This is a genomic window from Arthrobacter sp. 35W, from assembly GCF_000482545.1.
Taxonomy (GTDB): domain Bacteria; phylum Actinomycetota; class Actinomycetes; order Actinomycetales; family Micrococcaceae; genus Specibacter.
In genome coordinates, this window is sequence record NZ_KI519454.1 from 429,941 (window position 1) to 447,273 (window position 17,333).

The window sequence follows — 17,333 nt, forward strand, 5'->3', positions numbered from 1 at the left end:
TCAGCGGAGGGGGCTGAGGGCCTCGGCGAGGGTCTGGTCTGCGGGGGAGAGGCGCCCGGCGGCGGTGCCTGGGCGTGGCTCCCCGGTGCCAGGCCCGACTGCGGTGCCGCCGTGGCGGCCCGGGTGTCCGGCGCCTGCCGCGATGAGTTCCGCGGCCAACTCCGCCAGCGCGGCGGAGGTCTGGATGCCGTAGCCGCCCTGGCCGGCCAGCCAGAAGAAGCCCGGCGCCTCGGCATCGAAGCCCACCACCGGCAGCCCGTCCTTGGGCGAGGTCCGCAGCCCGGTCCAGGCCTTGACGACGGCGCCCAGCCCCAGGGTGGTGACCGAGTCCAGCCGGCGGGCCAGCGCCTCGATGTCCCCGGAGTGGACCTGCGCATCTTCGGGCGGACTGGGCACCGATTCGCAGGGTGAAACGAGCAGGTGGGCACCGTCCGGGCGGTAGTAGAAGGAATCGTCGGCCGCTGCCACCATGACGCCGGCGGGATTGACAGGGGTGGCCGTCGCCAACAGGGCGGCGGTGCGCCGGTGCGGCGTCAGGCCCAGCGTTGAAACGCCAAAGACCACTGCCACCGGATCCACCCAGGCGCCCGCGGCATTGACGACGACGGCGGCGTGGACGGCGGAGGAACCGGCGCCCACGGTCCAGCCGGATGCCGTCCGCGAGGCGGTGTGCACCGGTGCCCCGGTCAGGATCCGGACCCCGGCGGCAACGGCCCCGGCGCGGTAGAACTCCAGCAGCGCCGGGACATCCACCTCCAGGGCTGAATCGTCCAGGCAGGCCGCCTCGAAGGCCGCCGGGCGCAGATCCGGGCTGAGCCGCAGGGCATCGGCGTGCTCCAGTGGCTTCAGGATGGGGTTTGCGGAGGTCAGGCCCGATACCTGCCCGGCGGTGCCGATGATGACCTCCGGCCGCGGGCTGAGGATGGAGGCGCCAAGTCCGGCGGAAATCTGCTGCACGGTGGCAATGGTGCGGCGGGTCAGTTCCTGGACCGGGCCCGGACCGTAGCTGGGCTGCAACTGCCGGGCCGAGCGGGAGGAGGTGTGGTACGCCAGCGTCTCCTCGGCCTCCACCAGCACCACCGAGGCCGTGCCGGCCAGCCGCCAGGCCAGCGACAGCCCGGCCACGCCGCCGCCAATGATCAATACATCGCAGTCCATAGGGCCATCGTGGCAGAGAACCATCCATCGGGCCAACGGAGCCGCTAGGGTGGTGCCAAACGCAGCAATGGGGCCGAGACAAGAGGACGCGTGCAATGACACAGGTATTGGCAAACGCGAAAGTGACCGCCGCACGGTTGGTGGAGCTGTACAAGGATCTGCACGCCCATCCGGAGCTGTCCTTCGAGGAGCACCGGACGGCGGGCATCGTGGCCGGCCGTCTGAAAGCCCTTGGCTTGGAGGTGTCCACCGGCGTCGGCCGCACGGGCGTGGTGGGCATTGCCCGCAACGGCGAGGGCCCCACTGTGCTGCTGCGGGCGGACATGGACGCCCTGCCCGTGCTGGAGGACACCGGACTCGACTATGCCAGCACCGCCCGCGGCACGGATCCGGAGGGCCACGACGTCCCCGTGATGCACGCCTGCGGCCATGATGTCCACGTGGTCTGCCTGCTGGGGGCCACCGAGGTGCTGCTGGGCTGCCGGGAGCACTGGTCGGGCACCCTGGTGGTGGTGTTCCAGCCCGCCGAGGAGGCAGGTTCCGGGGCGAAGGCCATGATCGACGACGGCCTCTTCGATCTGGTGCCGGCCCCCACCGTGGTGCTGGGGCAGCATGTGGCCCCGGCCCCCGCCGGTGTGGTGGGCGTGCATGCCGGCGACGCCTTTGCCGGCGCCGATTCCTTCAATGTGCGCCTGTTCGGCCGGGGCGGGCACGGTTCGCGGCCGGAGACCACCATTGATCCGGTGGTCATGGCCGCTGCCGCCGTCATGCGCCTGCAGACGGTGGTTTCCCGCGACACAGCGGGGACCGACATGGCGGTGCTGACCGTGGGGCAGCTGCATGCCGGCACCAAAAACAACATCATTCCCGACGAGGCCACCCTGGGCCTGACTCTGCGCACGACCAACACGGCCGTGCGCGAGCGCAGCGTGGCCGCCCTGCGGCGCATCATCTCCGCCGAGGCAGCGGCCTCCGGGGCGGATCGGGAGCCCGAGATCACCCTGGCCGAGTCCTTCCCGGTGCTCCACAATGATCCCGCGGCCACGGCCCGTACGGTGGGGGCCTTCCAGGCAGCCTTTGGCGAGGAGCGCGTGATGGACCCCGGCGCTGTCACCGGGAGCGAGGATGTGGGGGAGTTCTCGACGGCGGCAGGGGTGCCGCTGGTGTACTGGCTCCTGGGCGGCGCGGATCCGGTGGCATTCGCCGCGGCCCAGAGCGCCGGGACCACTGACAGCGACATCCCGTCCAACCATTCCCCGCACTATGCCCCCGTCATCAGCCCGACGCTGGAGATGGGCGTGGGGGCGTTGTCCGTGGCTGCGTTGGAATGGTTCGACAGCGGCACCTTCGTGCACCCCGCCGGGGAGGCGGAGGCAGAAGAGCAGGCGGCCGGCTAGCTGGTGGCGCTGGAGGCGATGACTCCCACGCCAAGGGCCGCGAGGATGCCGGACGTGGCGCGTTCAAAGATGGTGGCAACCTTTGGCCGGCGCAGCCAGCCCATGGCCTTGGCCGCAATGGCCGCCACCAGCACAAGGTAGAGGAAGCCAATCGTGGCCAGGATGGTGCCCAGCATCAAGGCGGTGCCCATGGTGTCGCCGCCGTGGGGGAGGAACTGCGGCACCACGGCCAGGTAGAACAGGCCCACCTTGGGGTTGAGGATGGTGGACAGGGCGCCGGAGCCGAAGGCCGCCCAGCGGCTGTACTGCTGGGGTTTGCGCTCGACGCCGTCCGCCGCCAAGGCGCCGGCCTTGCGGGCGCGCAGGAAGGAGGAGACGCCGAGGTAGAGAAGGTAGGCGCCGCCGGCGATCTTGAGCCAGCGGAACACCTCCGCCGACTGCTCCAGCACGGCCGCCAACCCCACGCCCACCAGGGCCGCCCAGGCAATGGCCGACACGGCGGATCCAGCCGCGGCGGCAATCGCGGCGCTGGGCCGGTTCAGGGCGATGCGCAGCACCAGGAAGGTGTCCGGCCCGGGGGTCACGGCAAGGATCAGGCAGAGTCCGGCAAAGGCCAGCAGGGTTACAACGCTCACAAGAGTCAATGATGGGGCATCGTCGCCAAACCGGCCAACTGTCCGGGGGCACAGACGCCCGTTTCGCGGCCGCACGGGTGCGCTGCGGGAGGCGCACCTAGGCTGGGGGGATGAGCGAATTGATCACCAACATTGGCGAATTGATGACCCAGGACGCCGGGCACGGCACCCGCCGCGGTGCCGCCGTCGTGCTGGAGGGGGAGCGGATAGCGTGGATCGGCGACGCCGCCGGCGCCCCTGCCGCGGACACCATGGTCGACGCCGGTGGGCGGGCCGTGCTGCCCGGCTGGGTCGATTCGCACACGCATTTGATCTTTGCCGGCGACAGGACCGCCGAATTCGAGGCCAGGATGGCCGGGGCCAGCTACAGCGCCGGCGGCATCGGCACCACCACCGGGGCCACCCGTGCCGCCTCCGACGCCGAGCTCACGGAGCTGGCCGCCGCCCGCGTGGCCGAGGCCGTGGCCGGCGGCACCACCTTCCTGGAAACCAAGACGGGCTACGGACTGACGGTGGCCGAGGAGGCCCGCAGCGCCCGCATTGCGGCCGCCGTCGTGGACCAGGTGACGTACCTTGGCGCCCACCTGGTGCCCGCCGGGGCCGACGCCGAGGAGTACACGGACCTCGTCTGCGGCCCGATGCTTGAGGCCGTGCGGCCCTACGCCACCTGGGCCGATGTGTTCTGCGAGCGGGGCGCCTTCACCGAGGAGCAGTCGCGGCGGGTGCTGGCCGCCTGCGCCGCGGCCGGGCTGGGCCTGCGGGTGCACGGCAACCAGCTGGGCACCGGCCCCGGCGTCCGTCTGGCCGTGGAATTCGGCGCCGCCAGTGTGGACCATGTGAACTTCCTCGACGACGGCGACATCGCCGCGCTCGCCGGCAGCTGGGCCGGCTGGGACGCCGCCGCGGGCACCGGTGCCCGCGGAACGGTGGCCACGGTGCTGCCGGCCTGCGACCTCTCCACCCGGGCCCCGCTGGCGCCGGCCAGGGCGCTGCTGGACGCCGGAGTGCAGGTCGCCATTGCCTCCAATTGCAACCCGGGCACCTCCTACACCTCCTCGATGAACTTCTGCGTCTCCACCGCCGTGCTGCAGATGGGGCTCAGCGTTGAAGAGGCCGTGCATGCTGCCACCTACGGCGGCGCCCTGGCCCTGGGGCGCGAACGCGGCACGGATGCCGACGGGCAGCGCGCCGTCGGTTCGCTGGTCGTGGGCCACCGTGCGGACCTGCACCTGCTCAACGCGCCCTCGGCCACCCACCTGGCCTACCGGCCGGGCATGCCGATGACGCACGGCGTCTGGCGCAAGGGCGTCCGCCAGCTCTAGCCGTCCGCGGCTCCGGCACAGGCGACCTAGACGAACCAGAAGAACCAGGCGAACCAGACGGCAAAGGGGCGGTGCCCTTCCTCCAGGATTACTGGAGGAAGGGCACCGCCCCTGGTGTTTGTCCTGCCGGCCCCGCTGCCCGCCCTCGGGGGAGGGCAGCGGGGCCGTCCGGGCTAGATGGCCCGGTTGCCGCGGCGGCGGATGACCAGCACCACGGCGCCGGCAATCAGCACCAGCAGGGCCAGTCCGACGATCGGCAGCACCGTGGATCCGGTGTAGGCCAGCGGATCGGAGGCATCCGGCGTCGTGCCGGAGCCCGCGCCGTTGCCGCCGGCACCCGGGGTGCCATCGCCCGGGGTGCCCGTGCCGGGACCACCGGTGCCGGGGCCGCCGGTTCCGGGGTTCTGGCCATCGGTGGCCAGCACGGCCACGTTGATGTTGCCCTGCGCGGCCAGGCCGTTGCCTGCCGTGCCGAACACGAGAATGCGGTGGTCTCCGGCCGGGGTGCCCGCGGGGATCACGGCGGCCAGGGTGGCGACGCCGTTCTCATCGGCCACCACGGTGCCCAGCACCACGGGATCGGAGTGCAGTTCCACGCGCAGTTCGCTGCCCGGGAGCAGGCCCGGCACCGTGACGGTGATGGTGCCACCGGCGGTGAGCGATCCGGCGTCCACATCCAGGGCCGGAGAGACCACCTCGGGGAGGGGGTCGACGGCGTCGGCGGCCTTGACGGTGACGGACAGGGTGCCCGTTGCGGCCAGGGAGTTGGAGCCGTTGCCCGCGGCCTTCAGCTCGGCGATGCCCGTCGCTGCGCCGCCCGGGAGGGTCACTCTGAAGGTGGCCCGGCCCTGTGCGTCGGCGGTGGACTTGCCCAGCTCCTTGCCCGCCAGGGACAGCGTGGCCTCGGCGTTGGCGGCCAGGTTGGACACCGTGATGGTGGCCTCCTTGCCGATGGTCAACTCCGCACCGCCGGCGACGGCGATGCCCAGATCCACCGGAATGGGCTTGGCCGTGACGGAGAGGTTGAGCGTTCCGGTGGCGTCCTTGCCGTTGTGGTCGGTGCCGAAGACGGCCAGTTCGGCGGTGCCCAGCTCGGCGTCGGCCGGGATGGCCAGAGTGAACTCTGCGGTGCCGTTGGCGGCCACCGTGGCGGTGTCCACCTCCTCGCCGTCGAGTTCCAGCGAAGCCTCGGTGCCGGACTTGAGGTCGGCCACCGTGACGGTGTGCGTGGAACCCTGCTCCACGGCGTTGCCGCCGTCGACGACGGGGGCCAGCACCAGGGCCGGGGTTTCATCGTCGCAGCGGAACGCGGCGCCGGCCCAGTCGGCCCACTCGTCGCCCGTCTTGCCATCCACCATCACCAGGTCAACCTTCAGTTCGACGTTCTGCACGCCGGCCAGATTGGCGGTGATCTTGGTGGTGGGGGAGTCCACCGTCAGCTGGGCGGAGGTGGCAAGAACCTTGCCATCGCCCACCACGGAGAACACCACGTTGCCACGGTGCGCCTTGGGCAGCTTCGCATCGTCAATGCCGATGTCCGAGGAGAAGTAGCTGCACTTGCCGTTGACGGCGTAGGTGACGGAGGAGTTGGCGTGCGTGCCCAGACCCTTGGCGTAGGGCTTCCCGTCCAGGATGAGAGCGGCGCCGTCTCCGGTGCCCTCCTCACCGTTGTTCAGGTTCTTCTCCACCGGACCCCAGCCATTGGCGGGGGTTCCCGCCCAGTCCAGATCGGAGGCGAAGACATCCGTTCCCGGACCCGTGGGGCCGGGAGAGGTGACGGTCAGCGCTAGCGTGCCGGTGGCGGCGCGGTCGTTCTTGTCGGTGCCTGTGACTGTCACGGTTGCCGGACCGGCAGGGGTGGTGTCGGCGATGTGCAGCACGTACGTGGCCACGCCGGAGGCGTTGGCCGTTTCGGTGCCCACAACGGCTCCACCCAGCTTGAACGTTGCCACGGAGCCGGCCTTCAGCTCGCCCACCGTGACCGTGACGTCCTTGCCCTGCTCCACCGGACCGGTGGGGTTGGCCACGGGGGCCAGCACCAGACCGGGGGTCTTGTCGGCGCAGGCGAACTTCGCGTTCACCCAGTCGGCCCAGTCATTGCCGTTGCCGTCTGCGGTCTTGTCCACCTTGAGGTCAACGTAGTTCACATTGGCCAGCGGAACATTGACCGCCAGGGGAGTGCCGCCGCCCACCTGCGTGGCCGAGCGGAACACCTCAGTGCCATCGGCGACGACGGCGAACTGCACGGTGCCGCGGGTCTGCTTGTTATCGATGCCCACCAGAGCGGTGAACGCCGAGCACTGGCGGCCCAGGAAGTAGCGGATGCTCGAGTCGGCGTGGGTGCCCAGACCCTTCTCATAGGTGGTGCCGCCAAGCCGGAGCGCCGGACCGTCGCTGGGCCCCTGCTCACCGTTGGCCTTGTCCTTCTCCGCCGGTCCCCAGCCATTGGTGGGGGTGCCGATCCACTGCATGTCCGAGGCGAACGTGTCGGTGGTGGGCGGGTGCGGGAGGGTGTAGACGCCCAGCGTGTTCTCCGCTGCACGGGCGCCGATGGGGGCGGCCGTGGTGGTGTAGCTGGACTTCGCCTTGATGTTGTAGTTGCCATCGGCGTTGGCCGGAGCCCGGACCGTCCAGGTGGTGGACAGCGTTGCGCCCGGTGCCAGGGTTGCGGCGGTGGCGGGCGTGGTGGCGGTGGCCGTCCAGCCTGCCGGAACCTCAAGGGTGACGGCGGCGTTGGTGACGCCGGCCGGCTCGTTGGAGGTCAGACGCGTGGTGAAGACATTGTCGGCACCGCCCTGCTCGATGATCGGGCCGCTCTGGGCCAGGGTCAGCTGGGCACAGGCCGGGGTCTCGGAGGAAGCGCCGAGGTCTTCAATCAACAGGTTGTCGATGGAAACATCCGGGCCGTTCGCGGTGGAACCCGTGCGGTTCAGACCCACATAGCTCTGGCCACAGGCGCTCGCGGTGAACTCCTGGTTCCAGCGGGTGGTGGTGGTCACCTTGCCCATCGGCGTGCTCTGGGTCTGGACGGGGCCGGTGGCCGAGTCGTAGCCCAGAACCCAGGCGTACTCGTTGGCCATGGCGGACTGGTAGTCGAAGGACACGCGGTACTTGTGTCCGGCGGTGAACGGCACGGAGTAGTTGCTGGTCCGGTAGACCAGGCCGCTGTTCTCTTCGTGCGCCTTCAGGGAAAAGCCGCCGTCGATGACATCGTCAACCACCTTGCCGTTCCAGCCCTTCTGGGTGAACGGAGCATGGATCGGGGCCAGGTGCGTGCGGGGGTCCGTGGAGCCGCCGGAGGCGCCCTTCACGAAGGGCCACCAGCCCTGGTCTACATTCTCGAAGTCCTCGGCGATGACCACATTGGTGGCACCGGGCTGGTCCACATCCGCTGCGGAGACGTGCGTGCCGGCGACGACGCGGACGTCGTCAATGCGCACGACGGCGGCACCGGCCGGGGCGGAGATGGTCAGCGTGGGCTTGTCGCCGTTTTTGGCGACATCGACCAGCACCCGCAGGCGCTGGAAGCCCTTGTCGTGCTTCTCATCGGCGCCCACGTAGTTGATGGCTCCGGAGCTGTCCACCGTGTTGGTGGCGGCCGCCTTGCCCGGGGTTTCAACCTTCAGGGTCACGGGGCGCTTTTGCCCCTTCTCGATCTCAACCCAGGCACCCACGGAGTAGGTCCCTGCGTTCAGCGCACCCAGCTGCTGGCTGATGGAGGAATCCCCGGCGCCCAGCTGGGCCACAACGGTGCCGCGCGCGGTGGCGGAGGTGTTGGGGAAGGTGAACAGGCCCGCGCCGCCGGTGGCGTTCCACCCGGTGAGGTCTGCGCCGTTGAAGCCGGGGTCCTTGACGTTGCTGCCCTGTCCGAAATTGCGGTTGTCCGGCAGTGTCTTGGTGGCGGCGTTGGCGACCAGTACGTAGGCCGTGTTGGCCTCTGCATCCAGGGTGACGGAGCCGGCCGTGACGGGAACGGTGCCCACCAGAACGCGGCCGTTGTCGGTCAGCTTGTAGTACTGCAGCGAGGAGGCCGAGGCGAACTCCGGGGTCAGTGCCCAGGTGCTCGAGCCGCCGTCGCGGTTGTAGTGGTACAGCTTGGTCTGCGTGGTGTCATTGGGGTCGGCGAGGGCGTTCTTGCCGAACTTCACGGCATCCGAGGACCACGGCAGCAGGTACTTGTGGCCGTTCAGCACGGTCTTGCCGCCCTGGGTGATGACGCGGTCCTCCAGCGTGGTGCCGGTGACGTTGAGATTGTTGGTCAGCTTGATGTTCCCCGGGGCCCACTTGGTGATCTCCTGCTGCTGCAGGAACTTCACCGGCAGGTTGTTGTCCCAGAGGTTCTTCAGGAAGGCGTTGTAGTCGGTCTGGCCGGTCCACCCCTCCCATTCAACGATGTGGGCGGTGCCCAGCAGCGGATCCGGGTTCCAGATGTCGCGCTGGGAGTTCTGGGCAAAGCGCAGGATCTGGGAGTTCCAGCCCTTGTTGGTGCTGCCGCCGTAGCTCTCGTCATTGGCCCAGTGCGACCAGGTGTTGTTGCGGGTCATGGCCGAGCCGAACTCGGAGGCCACGATGAACCCGTTCTCGACCAGGCTGTCCTGCAGACGCTGGCTCCACCAGCCGGACTCGTAGTAGACGTCCACGTAGGTCATGGTCAGGTTGTCGTCCGTGGCATCGGCCAGTTCCTTGACGCGCTTGGCCTGGTCGCCGGAGAGGATGTCGCGCTGCTGGTCGATGTAGTACGACTGCTCGAGCCAGTCCCAGCCGGGCTTGGACGGGTCGGTGAAGCCGTCCTTGAACGACTTGGACTCGGGGTAGGCCTCGGTGTTGTTGATGTGCACACCGAAGGTTGCGCCGTAGTCCACGCCCGCGGCCAGCAGGGTGTTCATGTCCGCCAGGCCGCCGGCGCGGGAGTTGAAGTTGTTGCCGAAGTCGGTGTTGGCCGAGTCGTGGCCCTCGGAGCCGTAGCCCTTCAGCAGCGCCATCTGGCCCAGTCCGTCGGTGGACTCGGCAATCTGCTTGATGTCATCAAGCGTGCGCAGGAAGGGGTGGGTGGCCTGGGAGGCGAAGTTGAAGGGGATGTGGGTGACCACGCGGTTCTTCACATCCGCGGCGCCGGCCGGCTTCATCTCGATGCCGCGGTAGGCGATGGCGCCGTCCTGCCAGTCGACGACGCCGTCGGCGTTGGCATCGGCGGTGATCGCCACCGTGGCCTTCGGCAGGGCCTTTTCGACCTGGTCGGAGCCGGTGGCCCGGCGCAGCCAGGAGCCGGAGGAGATGCCCATGCGCTTGCCCGCACCGTCGGCGACGGTCTGGCGCCAGAAGCGGCCGCGCTCCTCGTTGGCGAGGGCAGTCTTGGAGTCGTAGAGGGAGTTGCTCTCCATGGCGGCGGCCAGCTCGGAGGTGTTGGCGATGGCCATGAAGGAGGTCTTCGCTGCCGCATCAACGGGCGTGGCCGCGGTGATGGGGGTGATGGTGTCGCCGGAGACGGCACGGTCAACGCTCACGACGGCGGAGGCCACGGAGGCGCCGGCCTGGTCGGAGGCGACGCTCACCAGGTCCTGGTTGACGATCTGGAGATTGTTGACCTTGGCGGAACCGGTCTCGTTGATCTCGGTGATGTCAAAGGACACGACATTCTTGGCCACGCTGAGCTTGGCCTTCATCGTCACACCGGGCATGCCGGGGACTGTGATGTCGTACGTGAAGGCGTCGGAGCCCGACGGCGCGGATGTCACGGTGACGGGCTGGACGGTGCCATTGATGGTGATGGTGTTGGCCACCGAGGAGGCGCCGCGCATCACCTTGCCCGTGGCGATGTCCGTGTAGCTGGTGGCCTGCGGGAACGCCGTGGAGACGGCCACCGACAGGTTTGCCGAGGTGATGGTGGCTATGCCTGGCACGGCCAGGGCCGGGGCGGCCATGGCGAGGGGGATGACGGTGCCGGCAAGCAATGCGCCGGCCACCCCCATCCCCATCAGCCTGCGTCGTGGACGAGTGGGTGACATCAGCAACTCCTTGTACGGCTTCTTCTCAGTGACGTGTTCCGCGCAGCGGCGCTCCGGCGGGGAGTCCCCGTGGGCCGCCGCGGCGGATGGTGGTGGGAGTTATCGGTGTAACACTGCGCCCTTGCGGGATCGATCGAGTGTTATGGATAACATCAGACCCATCCTGCACTATTGTGATCGGCATTACAAGGAGTGATTCCACGTTAAGCAATGCACGCGGCATGGTCCGTGGAGGCCCCGGAGTGGCGCACGGCTCGGATCGAAGCTGATTGTTTGCTGTGTATTTACGTCACTAACGATCATTGAGTGGTAGGATTGCGAGCAGAACATTGAAACCCGTCCGGTGCTCTGGAGCCCGGCAGAACGAGGAGAATCCGAAAGCATGACTGAGACCGCCGCTGCCACCCTGGGTGCCTTCATGGACGCCGAACTCACCAGCCAGCCCGAGGTGTGGGCCCAGGCCATCGCCCAGGCCCAGGCCGAAAACCTGCTCCCCGCCGACGGTGAGCGCGTCGCCGTCATTGGCTGCGGCACCTCCTGGTTCATGGCGCAGAGCTACGCCGTCGCCCGCGAAGCCGCCGGCAAGGGTGTCACCGACCCCTTCGCCGCCTCCGAGGCCTTCCTGGGGAGCGAGCGCCAGTACGACGTCGTCGTCGCCATCACCCGCTCCGGCACCACCACCGAGGTGCTGGAAATCCTCACCGAGCTCAAGGGCTCCGTGCGCACCGTGGCACTTGTTGGTGACGTTACCTCCCCGATCATGGCCCTGGCCGACGCCGTCGTCGAACTGCCCTACGCCGACGAGCAGTCGGTGGTGCAGACCCGTTTCGCCACCACCGCGCTTGTCTACCTGCTCACCTCTGTGGGCATGGACCTGAGTGCCGCCGTCGAGGACGCCAAGAGCGCCGTCACCGCCCCGGTGGAGCAGGAGCTGCTCGACGCCGAGCAGTTCACCTTCCTGGGCCGCGGCTGGACCGTCGGCCTGGCCCACGAGGCCGGCCTGAAGATGCGCGAAGCCGTCCAGGGCTGGACCGAGTCCTACCCGGCCATGGAATACCGCCACGGCCCGATCTCCATCGCCGCCCCGAACCGTGTCACCTGGCTCTTCGGCGAGCAGCCCGAGGGCCTGGACAAGGACATGGAGCGCACGGGCGCCCTGTACATCCACTCGGACAAGCACCCGCTGGCCGAGCTGGCCCGCGTGCACCGCGTCACGCTGGAGCGCGCCCGCGTGCGCGGCCTGAACCCGGACCTGCCGCGTAACCTCACGCGCTCCGTGATTCTGGACGCATAGGTTTAGTACACGCCTTTACACACGCTTGAACTGAACGAGGATATCGATGAACACGTTGACCCGGACCCCGGCGTCACCTGCCCCCAGCGCTTCGGACGCTGAAGCCGCACCCACCGTCCTGGCCTTTGATGTTGGCGGAACGGACATGAAGGTGGGCCTGCTGCCCGGCTCCATTGCGCCGGGGGCCATCGACATCCGCGATCTGAAGCGTCTGCCCACCCCGCACAGCGGCCAGCCGGGCCGCGGTCCGGCGACGGCGGACGCCATTGTGGAACGCATCGTTGAGCTGACGCGCGAGTACCAGGCGAACCACCCGGACGTCCCCGTGGCGGCCGTGGGCGTCACGGTGCCCGGGCTGGTGGATGAGGTCGCCGGCACCGGCATCTTCTCGGCCAATCTGGGCTGGGACAACTACCCGTTCACCGACAAGCTGACTGAGCGGCTGAGGCTGCCCGTGGCATTTGGCCACGATGTGGCCATGGCCGGCGAGGCGGAACTGCAGATCGGCGCCGCCCGCGGCCACTCGGACGTCGTCGTCATGGTCATCGGCACCGGCATTGCCGGCGCCGTGGTCTGCGACGGACACCGCGTGCGCGGCGGGGGCTACTCCGGGGAATTGGGCCACGCCATGGTCCCCACCGGAGACGGCTCGACGGCCATCCTGGAATCCGTGGGATCCGCCCGGGCCATCGCCCAGGCCTACCAGAAAGCCACCGGCACCGAGGTCGACGGCGCCCGCGCCGTGCTCGAGCTGGCCCAGGCCGGCGACGAGGCCGCGGTGAAGGCCTGGGAGACGGGCGTACAGGCGGTGGCCTTCAGCATTGCCCAGTGCGTATCGATCCTGGGCACCGAAACAGTGGTGCTGGGCGGCGGGCTCTCCATGGCCGGCCCGGCGCTCTTTGAACCCCTGGCGGCACGGATCGATGCACTGCTGTCCTTCCACCGCCGCCCCAACCTGGTCCACGCCGAGCTGGGTGAAAACGCCGGCCTGATCGGCTCCGCCCTCAAGGCCCGAGCATTGCTGGCCGCGTCATGACGGCGGCTCGGACCGTTGTCACGGTGACGCCCAACCCGGCCGTCGACGTCACCTACGAGGTGGCAGGCGTATCGCTGGGCTCCTCGCACCGCGTGGCCGCCCCGCTGAACCGGGCCGGCGGCAAGGGTCTGAATGTGGCGCGCGTGGCGCACCAGCAGGGCTGCCCCACACTGGCGATCGCCACGGTGGGCGGCGCCGCGGGCGAGCAGTTCCGCGCCGATTTGATCGACAGCGGTGTACCGCACCGTCTGGTCCCGGTCGCGGCGCAGACCCGGCGCACGATCGCGCTGGTCGACACGGTCAACGGCGAAACCAGCATCTTCAACGAACAGGGGCCCGCACTGGCAGCCGGGGAATGGCAGGCGCTGGCCGCCGCCGTCGTCGATTCCCTCGACGGCGCCGGTGTGCTGGTAGGCTCCGGCAGCCTGCCGCAGAACGCCCCGGCGGACTTCTACCCCGGCCTGGTGGCGCTGGCCCACAGCGCCGGCATCCCGGCCGTCATCGACACCTCGGGGGAGGGCATCCTGGCCGCCGCCCGCGCCGGTGCCGACCTGCTCAAGCCCAACAACCACGAGCTGATGGAGGCCGTGGGCGAAACCGATCTGCCCACGGCGGCCCGGAAGCTGATGGCACTGGGCGCCAAACGCGTGCTGGTCAGCGTGGGGGAGGAGGGCATGCTTGCCTTCGACGCCGCGGAGCCGCAGAAGTACATCCAGGCCAAGCTGCCCGCACCCCTGGCCGGGAACCCCACGGGCGCCGGCGACGCCGCCGTCAGCGCCGCCGCCGTCGTACTGGCCTCGGGCAACCGTTCGCTGGAGGACATGCTCCGCGCGGCCACGGCCTGGAGCGCCGCCGCCGTGCTGATGCCCGGAGCCGGGGAGATTTCGCCCGAACACCAGCGGCTGGCCGACGCATTGATCGTGACGCACCACTAGAGACCTGCACCATCGGCATGCGAGACAAGCATGCCCCAGACGAAGAGGAATCCCATGGCTTTGACCCCCACCCGTGACCTGATGGATGCCGCAGCAGCGGCGGGCACCGGCCAGGGCGCGTTCAACGTGATCCACCTGGAAACCGTCGAGGCGCTCATTGCCGGGGCCGAGGCCGCCGGGCTGCCCGTGATCCTGCAGATCTCCGAGAATTGCGCCAAGTACCACGGCGGGCTGGAGCCGGTGGCCCTGGCCACCCTGGCTGCGGCCCGCAAGGCCACGGTGCCCGTCGCGGTGCACCTGGACCACGCCGAGGACGAGGCGCTGGCCTGCCAGGCCGTGGATCTGGGCTTCGGCTCCATCATGTACGACGGCGCCCACTTCGAGTACGAGCAGAACGTCGAGGTGACGGCCCGCGTGGCCGCGTACGCCCACGACCGCGGCGTCTACATCGAGGCCGAACTGGGCAAGGTCGGCGGCAAGGATGGCGCGCACGCCCCCGGCGTCCTGACCGATCCGCTGGAAGCCGCGGCCTTCGTCGCCGCCACCGGAGTGGACGCCCTGGCCGTGGCCGTGGGCTCCTCCCACGCCATGACCGAGCGCTCAGCCGCCCTGAACCTGGAGCGCATCGCCGCCCTGAAGGCCGCGCTTGAGGTTCCGCTGGTGCTGCACGGCTCCTCTGGGGTGTCCGATGAGAACATCGTCGCTGCCATTGCCGCCGGCATGACCAAGATCAACGTCTCCACACACCTGAATGGTTTCTTTACCCGCGGTGTGCGCGAATACTTGGACGCCAACCCGTCCGTAGTAGACTCCCGCAAGTACCTGTCGGCCGGGCGGGATGCCCTGGTGCCCGAGGTGGCGCGCCTGTTGCAGCTCTTCGCCACGGCCACCATTCTGTCGCCGCTGGAGGCCTAGTTGAACCGCACCGAACGCCTGACGGCCATTCTCGATCTGCTGGCCGGGGCCGGCTCCGTCGAGGTGGATGACATTGTCACCAAGCTGGGTGTCTCACCGGCCACTGCCCGCCGCGACTTGGATTCGCTGGCCAACGAGCGCCTGCTCAGCCGCACCCGCGGCGGGGCCACAGCCGGTTCGGTGGCGTACGACCTCCCCGGCCGCTACAACCGCGACGACCACGCGGAGCAGAAGCACCAGATCGCCCTGGCGGCCAGTGCGCTGATCCCCAAGGGGTCGGTGATCGGCCTGTGCGGCGGAACGACGTCGACGGCGCTGGCCCAGGTGCTCTCCACCCGTGCCGATCTGATGGAAGCCTCCAACCGGCCCACCCTGACGGTTGTCACGAACGCCATCAACATTGCGGCGCAGCTGGTGGTGCGGCCGAACTTCAAGATCATGGTCACCGGCGGCATCGTGAACCCGCGCTCCTATGAGCTGGTGGGGCCGTACACGGACATCATCCTGCAGAAGGTGGCGCTGGACTTTGCCTTCATCGGCGTCAACGGGATCGAGCCCGGCGTCGGGCCGACCATCAACGACGAGGGCGAGGCCACCGTCAACTCGCTGATGGCCCGCCGCGCCACCGAGTCCTACATGCTGGCGGACTCCTCCAAGATCGGCCAGCGCGCCTTCGCCACCATGGAGGGCTACCGCTTCCACAAGCTGATCACCGACTCCGGCATCACGGCCGCCCAGCTCGCCGCCTTTGATGAATCCGGCATAGATGTCCTGGTGGCCCCGGCCGAGTAGCAGCCGCCACAATCCCACTGTCCCGAACTTATTGTCCGCTTGGAGCCCCAGGCAGAGAATAAGTTCGGGACATTTGTGGTTTAAGGCACCAGTTCCCAGCTGCAGAGGAACGGCGGCAAGTCAAATGCGCTCTTCCACATTATGGAAATCAAATCTCCTATTGCGAAACTAGTCGAATCTATTTACAGTTGTGTTCAACCTCACATCGAGGAGCGGAACTAAAGATCGGCCCCCAAAATGACTTTCACACCAGGGCAAACGCCCCTTGCGGATGAAGCTGCGGAACCCCAGCCCGGGGGCCGCCGCCGCCAGATGCACGAGCACATCGACCACATCATGCATGCTCCGCCGTCGCACGGACTGGCCTCGGCCAACCTGCCGCCCACGAGCCCGCAGCTCTACAACCAGGACCTCGCCCCGACGCAGACCGCCGGACGCCGCTGGACCGCCTACAGCATCTTCACCCTGTGGGCCAACGACGTTCACTCCCTCGGGAACTACGGCTTCGCCCTGGGCCTGTTCGCCCTGGGCCTGGGCGGCTGGCAGATCCTGCTGGCCCTGGGCATCGGGGCCATCCTGCTCTTCGCCCTGCTGAACTTCTCCGGCTTCATGGGCCACAAGACCGGCGTCCCGTTCCCGGTCATGAGCCGCATCGCCTTCGGCATCCACGGCGCCCAGATCCCGGCCCTGATCCGCGGCGCCGTCGCGATCGCCTGGTTCGGCATCCAGACCTACCTGGCCTCCCTGGTCCTGCGCGTGCTGCTGATCGCCCTGGTCCCCTCGCTGAAGGAGATGGACACCAACTCCATCCTGGGCCTGTCTTCCCTGGGCTGGATCACCTTCATCGGCCTGTGGATCATCCAGGTCTTCATCGTCTCCTACGGCATGGACATGATCCGCAAGTACGAGGCCTTTGCCGGCCCCGTCATCCTCGTCACCATGGTCTCCCTGGCCGTGTGGATGTTCTTCCAGGCCGGATCCTCCATCTCCTGGTCCACCGACAACGCCCTGCAGGGCGGGGACATGTGGCGTGAAATCTTCGGCGCCGGCGCCCTGTGGGTCTCCATCTACGCCACATTCGTGCTGAACTTCTGCGACTTCACCCGCTCCTCCAAGACCCGCAAGTCCATCGTCAAGGGCAACTTCTGGGGCATCCCGATCAACACCCTCCTGTTCGGCGGCATCGTCGTCGTCCTCGCCGGCGCCCAGTACCGGATCAACGGCCAGATCATCGCCAGCCCCTCGGACATTGTCGAGACCATCCCGAACACGTTCCTGCTGGTGATGGCCGCCCTGGCCCTGCTGATCCTCACCGTCGCCGTGAACCTGATGGCCAACTTCGTCGCCCCGATCTACGCCCTGACCAACCTGTTCCCGAAGCGGCTGAACTTCCGCCGCGCCGGCCTGATCAGCGCCCTCATCGGCCTGGTCATCCTGCCCTGGAACCTGTACAACAACCCCGCCGTCATCGTGTACTTCCTCGGCGGCCTGGGCGCCCTGCTCGGCCCGCTGTTCGGCGTGATCATGGCCGACTACTGGCTGATCCGCAAGGCCAAGGTCAACGTCCCCGAGCTCTACACGGAGGTCAAGGACGGCGCGTACTTCTACAAGAACGGCTTCAACCCGCGCGCCATCATCGCCTTCGCCGTCGCCGCGACGATCTCCCTGCTGATCGCCTTCGTCCCGGCCCTGGCCGCCCTGTCCTCCTTCTCCTGGTTCTTCGCCGCCGGCATCGCCGCGATCGTCTACCTGGCCATCGCGGACCGCAACCGCACCTTCCACGACGTCTCCGGCGAGCCCATCGCCGTCCCCAGCGTCCACTAGCACCCCCGGCACCACAACAC

11 protein-coding genes are annotated in these 17,333 nt (G+C 68.7%); 8 read left to right on the plus strand and 3 right to left on the minus strand.

From position 1 onward, the window contains the following. Positions 1-1,158 (minus strand): NAD(P)/FAD-dependent oxidoreductase, encoded by a 1,158-nt coding sequence (locus K254_RS0101755; RefSeq protein ID WP_026553936.1) that lies wholly within the window; start codon positions 1,156-1,158, stop codon positions 1-3. A gap of 95 nt (positions 1,159-1,253) precedes the next feature. On the opposite strand from K254_RS0101755, the gene K254_RS21245 reads away from it, so the two are divergent. Next, complete coding sequence (locus tag K254_RS21245) at positions 1,254-2,555, plus strand: amidohydrolase (protein WP_051388676.1); 1,302 nt, start codon at positions 1,254-1,256, stop codon at positions 2,553-2,555. Here K254_RS21245 and K254_RS0101765 read toward each other — a convergent pair. Then, on the minus strand, positions 2,552-3,190 hold the full coding sequence (locus K254_RS0101765) for a LysE family translocator (RefSeq protein ID WP_026553937.1): 639 nt from the start codon (positions 3,188-3,190) through the stop codon (positions 2,552-2,554). The two genes, K254_RS21245 and K254_RS0101765, sit on opposite strands and share 4 nt — an antisense overlap. Positions 3,191-3,300: 110 nt before the next feature. Between K254_RS0101765 and hutI the strand changes: the two genes are divergently transcribed. Continuing rightward, the gene (gene hutI, locus K254_RS0101770; RefSeq protein ID WP_026553938.1) at positions 3,301-4,512 is read left to right on the plus strand and encodes an imidazolonepropionase; all 1,212 of its coding nucleotides are present in this window, start codon (positions 3,301-3,303) and stop codon (positions 4,510-4,512) included. 173 nt (positions 4,513-4,685) lie between these two features. Here hutI and K254_RS21250 read toward each other — a convergent pair whose 3' ends face one another. After that, entirely contained in the window at positions 4,686-10,517 is a 5,832-nt protein-coding gene (locus K254_RS21250; RefSeq protein WP_081709824.1) for an endo-alpha-N-acetylgalactosaminidase family protein, read from the minus strand. Positions 10,518-10,899: 382 nt separating this feature from the next. Here K254_RS21250 and K254_RS0101780 point away from each other — a divergent pair, with 382 nt between their 5' ends. From K254_RS0101780 to K254_RS0101805, 6 genes are all read left to right on the plus strand, one after another. Next, positions 10,900-11,811, plus strand: a complete 912-nt coding sequence (locus K254_RS0101780) for an SIS domain-containing protein (protein ID WP_026553939.1) — start codon at positions 10,900-10,902, stop codon at positions 11,809-11,811. A gap of 46 nt (positions 11,812-11,857) precedes the next feature. After that, the gene (locus K254_RS0101785; protein ID WP_026553940.1) at positions 11,858-12,847 is read left to right on the plus strand and encodes an ROK family protein; all 990 of its coding nucleotides are present in this window, start codon (positions 11,858-11,860) and stop codon (positions 12,845-12,847) included. Beyond that, the gene (locus K254_RS0101790; protein WP_026553941.1) at positions 12,844-13,782 is read left to right on the plus strand and encodes a 1-phosphofructokinase family hexose kinase; all 939 of its coding nucleotides are present in this window, start codon (positions 12,844-12,846) and stop codon (positions 13,780-13,782) included. Before K254_RS0101785 ends, K254_RS0101790 begins: the two co-directional genes overlap by 4 nt. A gap of 54 nt (positions 13,783-13,836) precedes the next feature. Then, positions 13,837-14,697 carry a class II fructose-bisphosphate aldolase gene (locus tag K254_RS0101795; protein WP_026553942.1) on the plus strand — a complete coding sequence of 287 codons (861 nt, stop codon included), beginning with the start codon at positions 13,837-13,839 and terminating at the stop codon, positions 14,695-14,697. Then, positions 14,698-15,489 (plus strand): DeoR/GlpR family DNA-binding transcription regulator, encoded by a 792-nt coding sequence (locus K254_RS0101800; protein WP_026553943.1) that lies wholly within the window; start codon positions 14,698-14,700, stop codon positions 15,487-15,489. A gap of 336 nt (positions 15,490-15,825) precedes the next feature. Continuing rightward, complete coding sequence (locus K254_RS0101805; RefSeq protein WP_035749408.1) at positions 15,826-17,313, plus strand: NCS1 family nucleobase:cation symporter-1; 1,488 nt, start codon at positions 15,826-15,828, stop codon at positions 17,311-17,313. Positions 17,314-17,333: the final 20 nt, after the last annotated feature.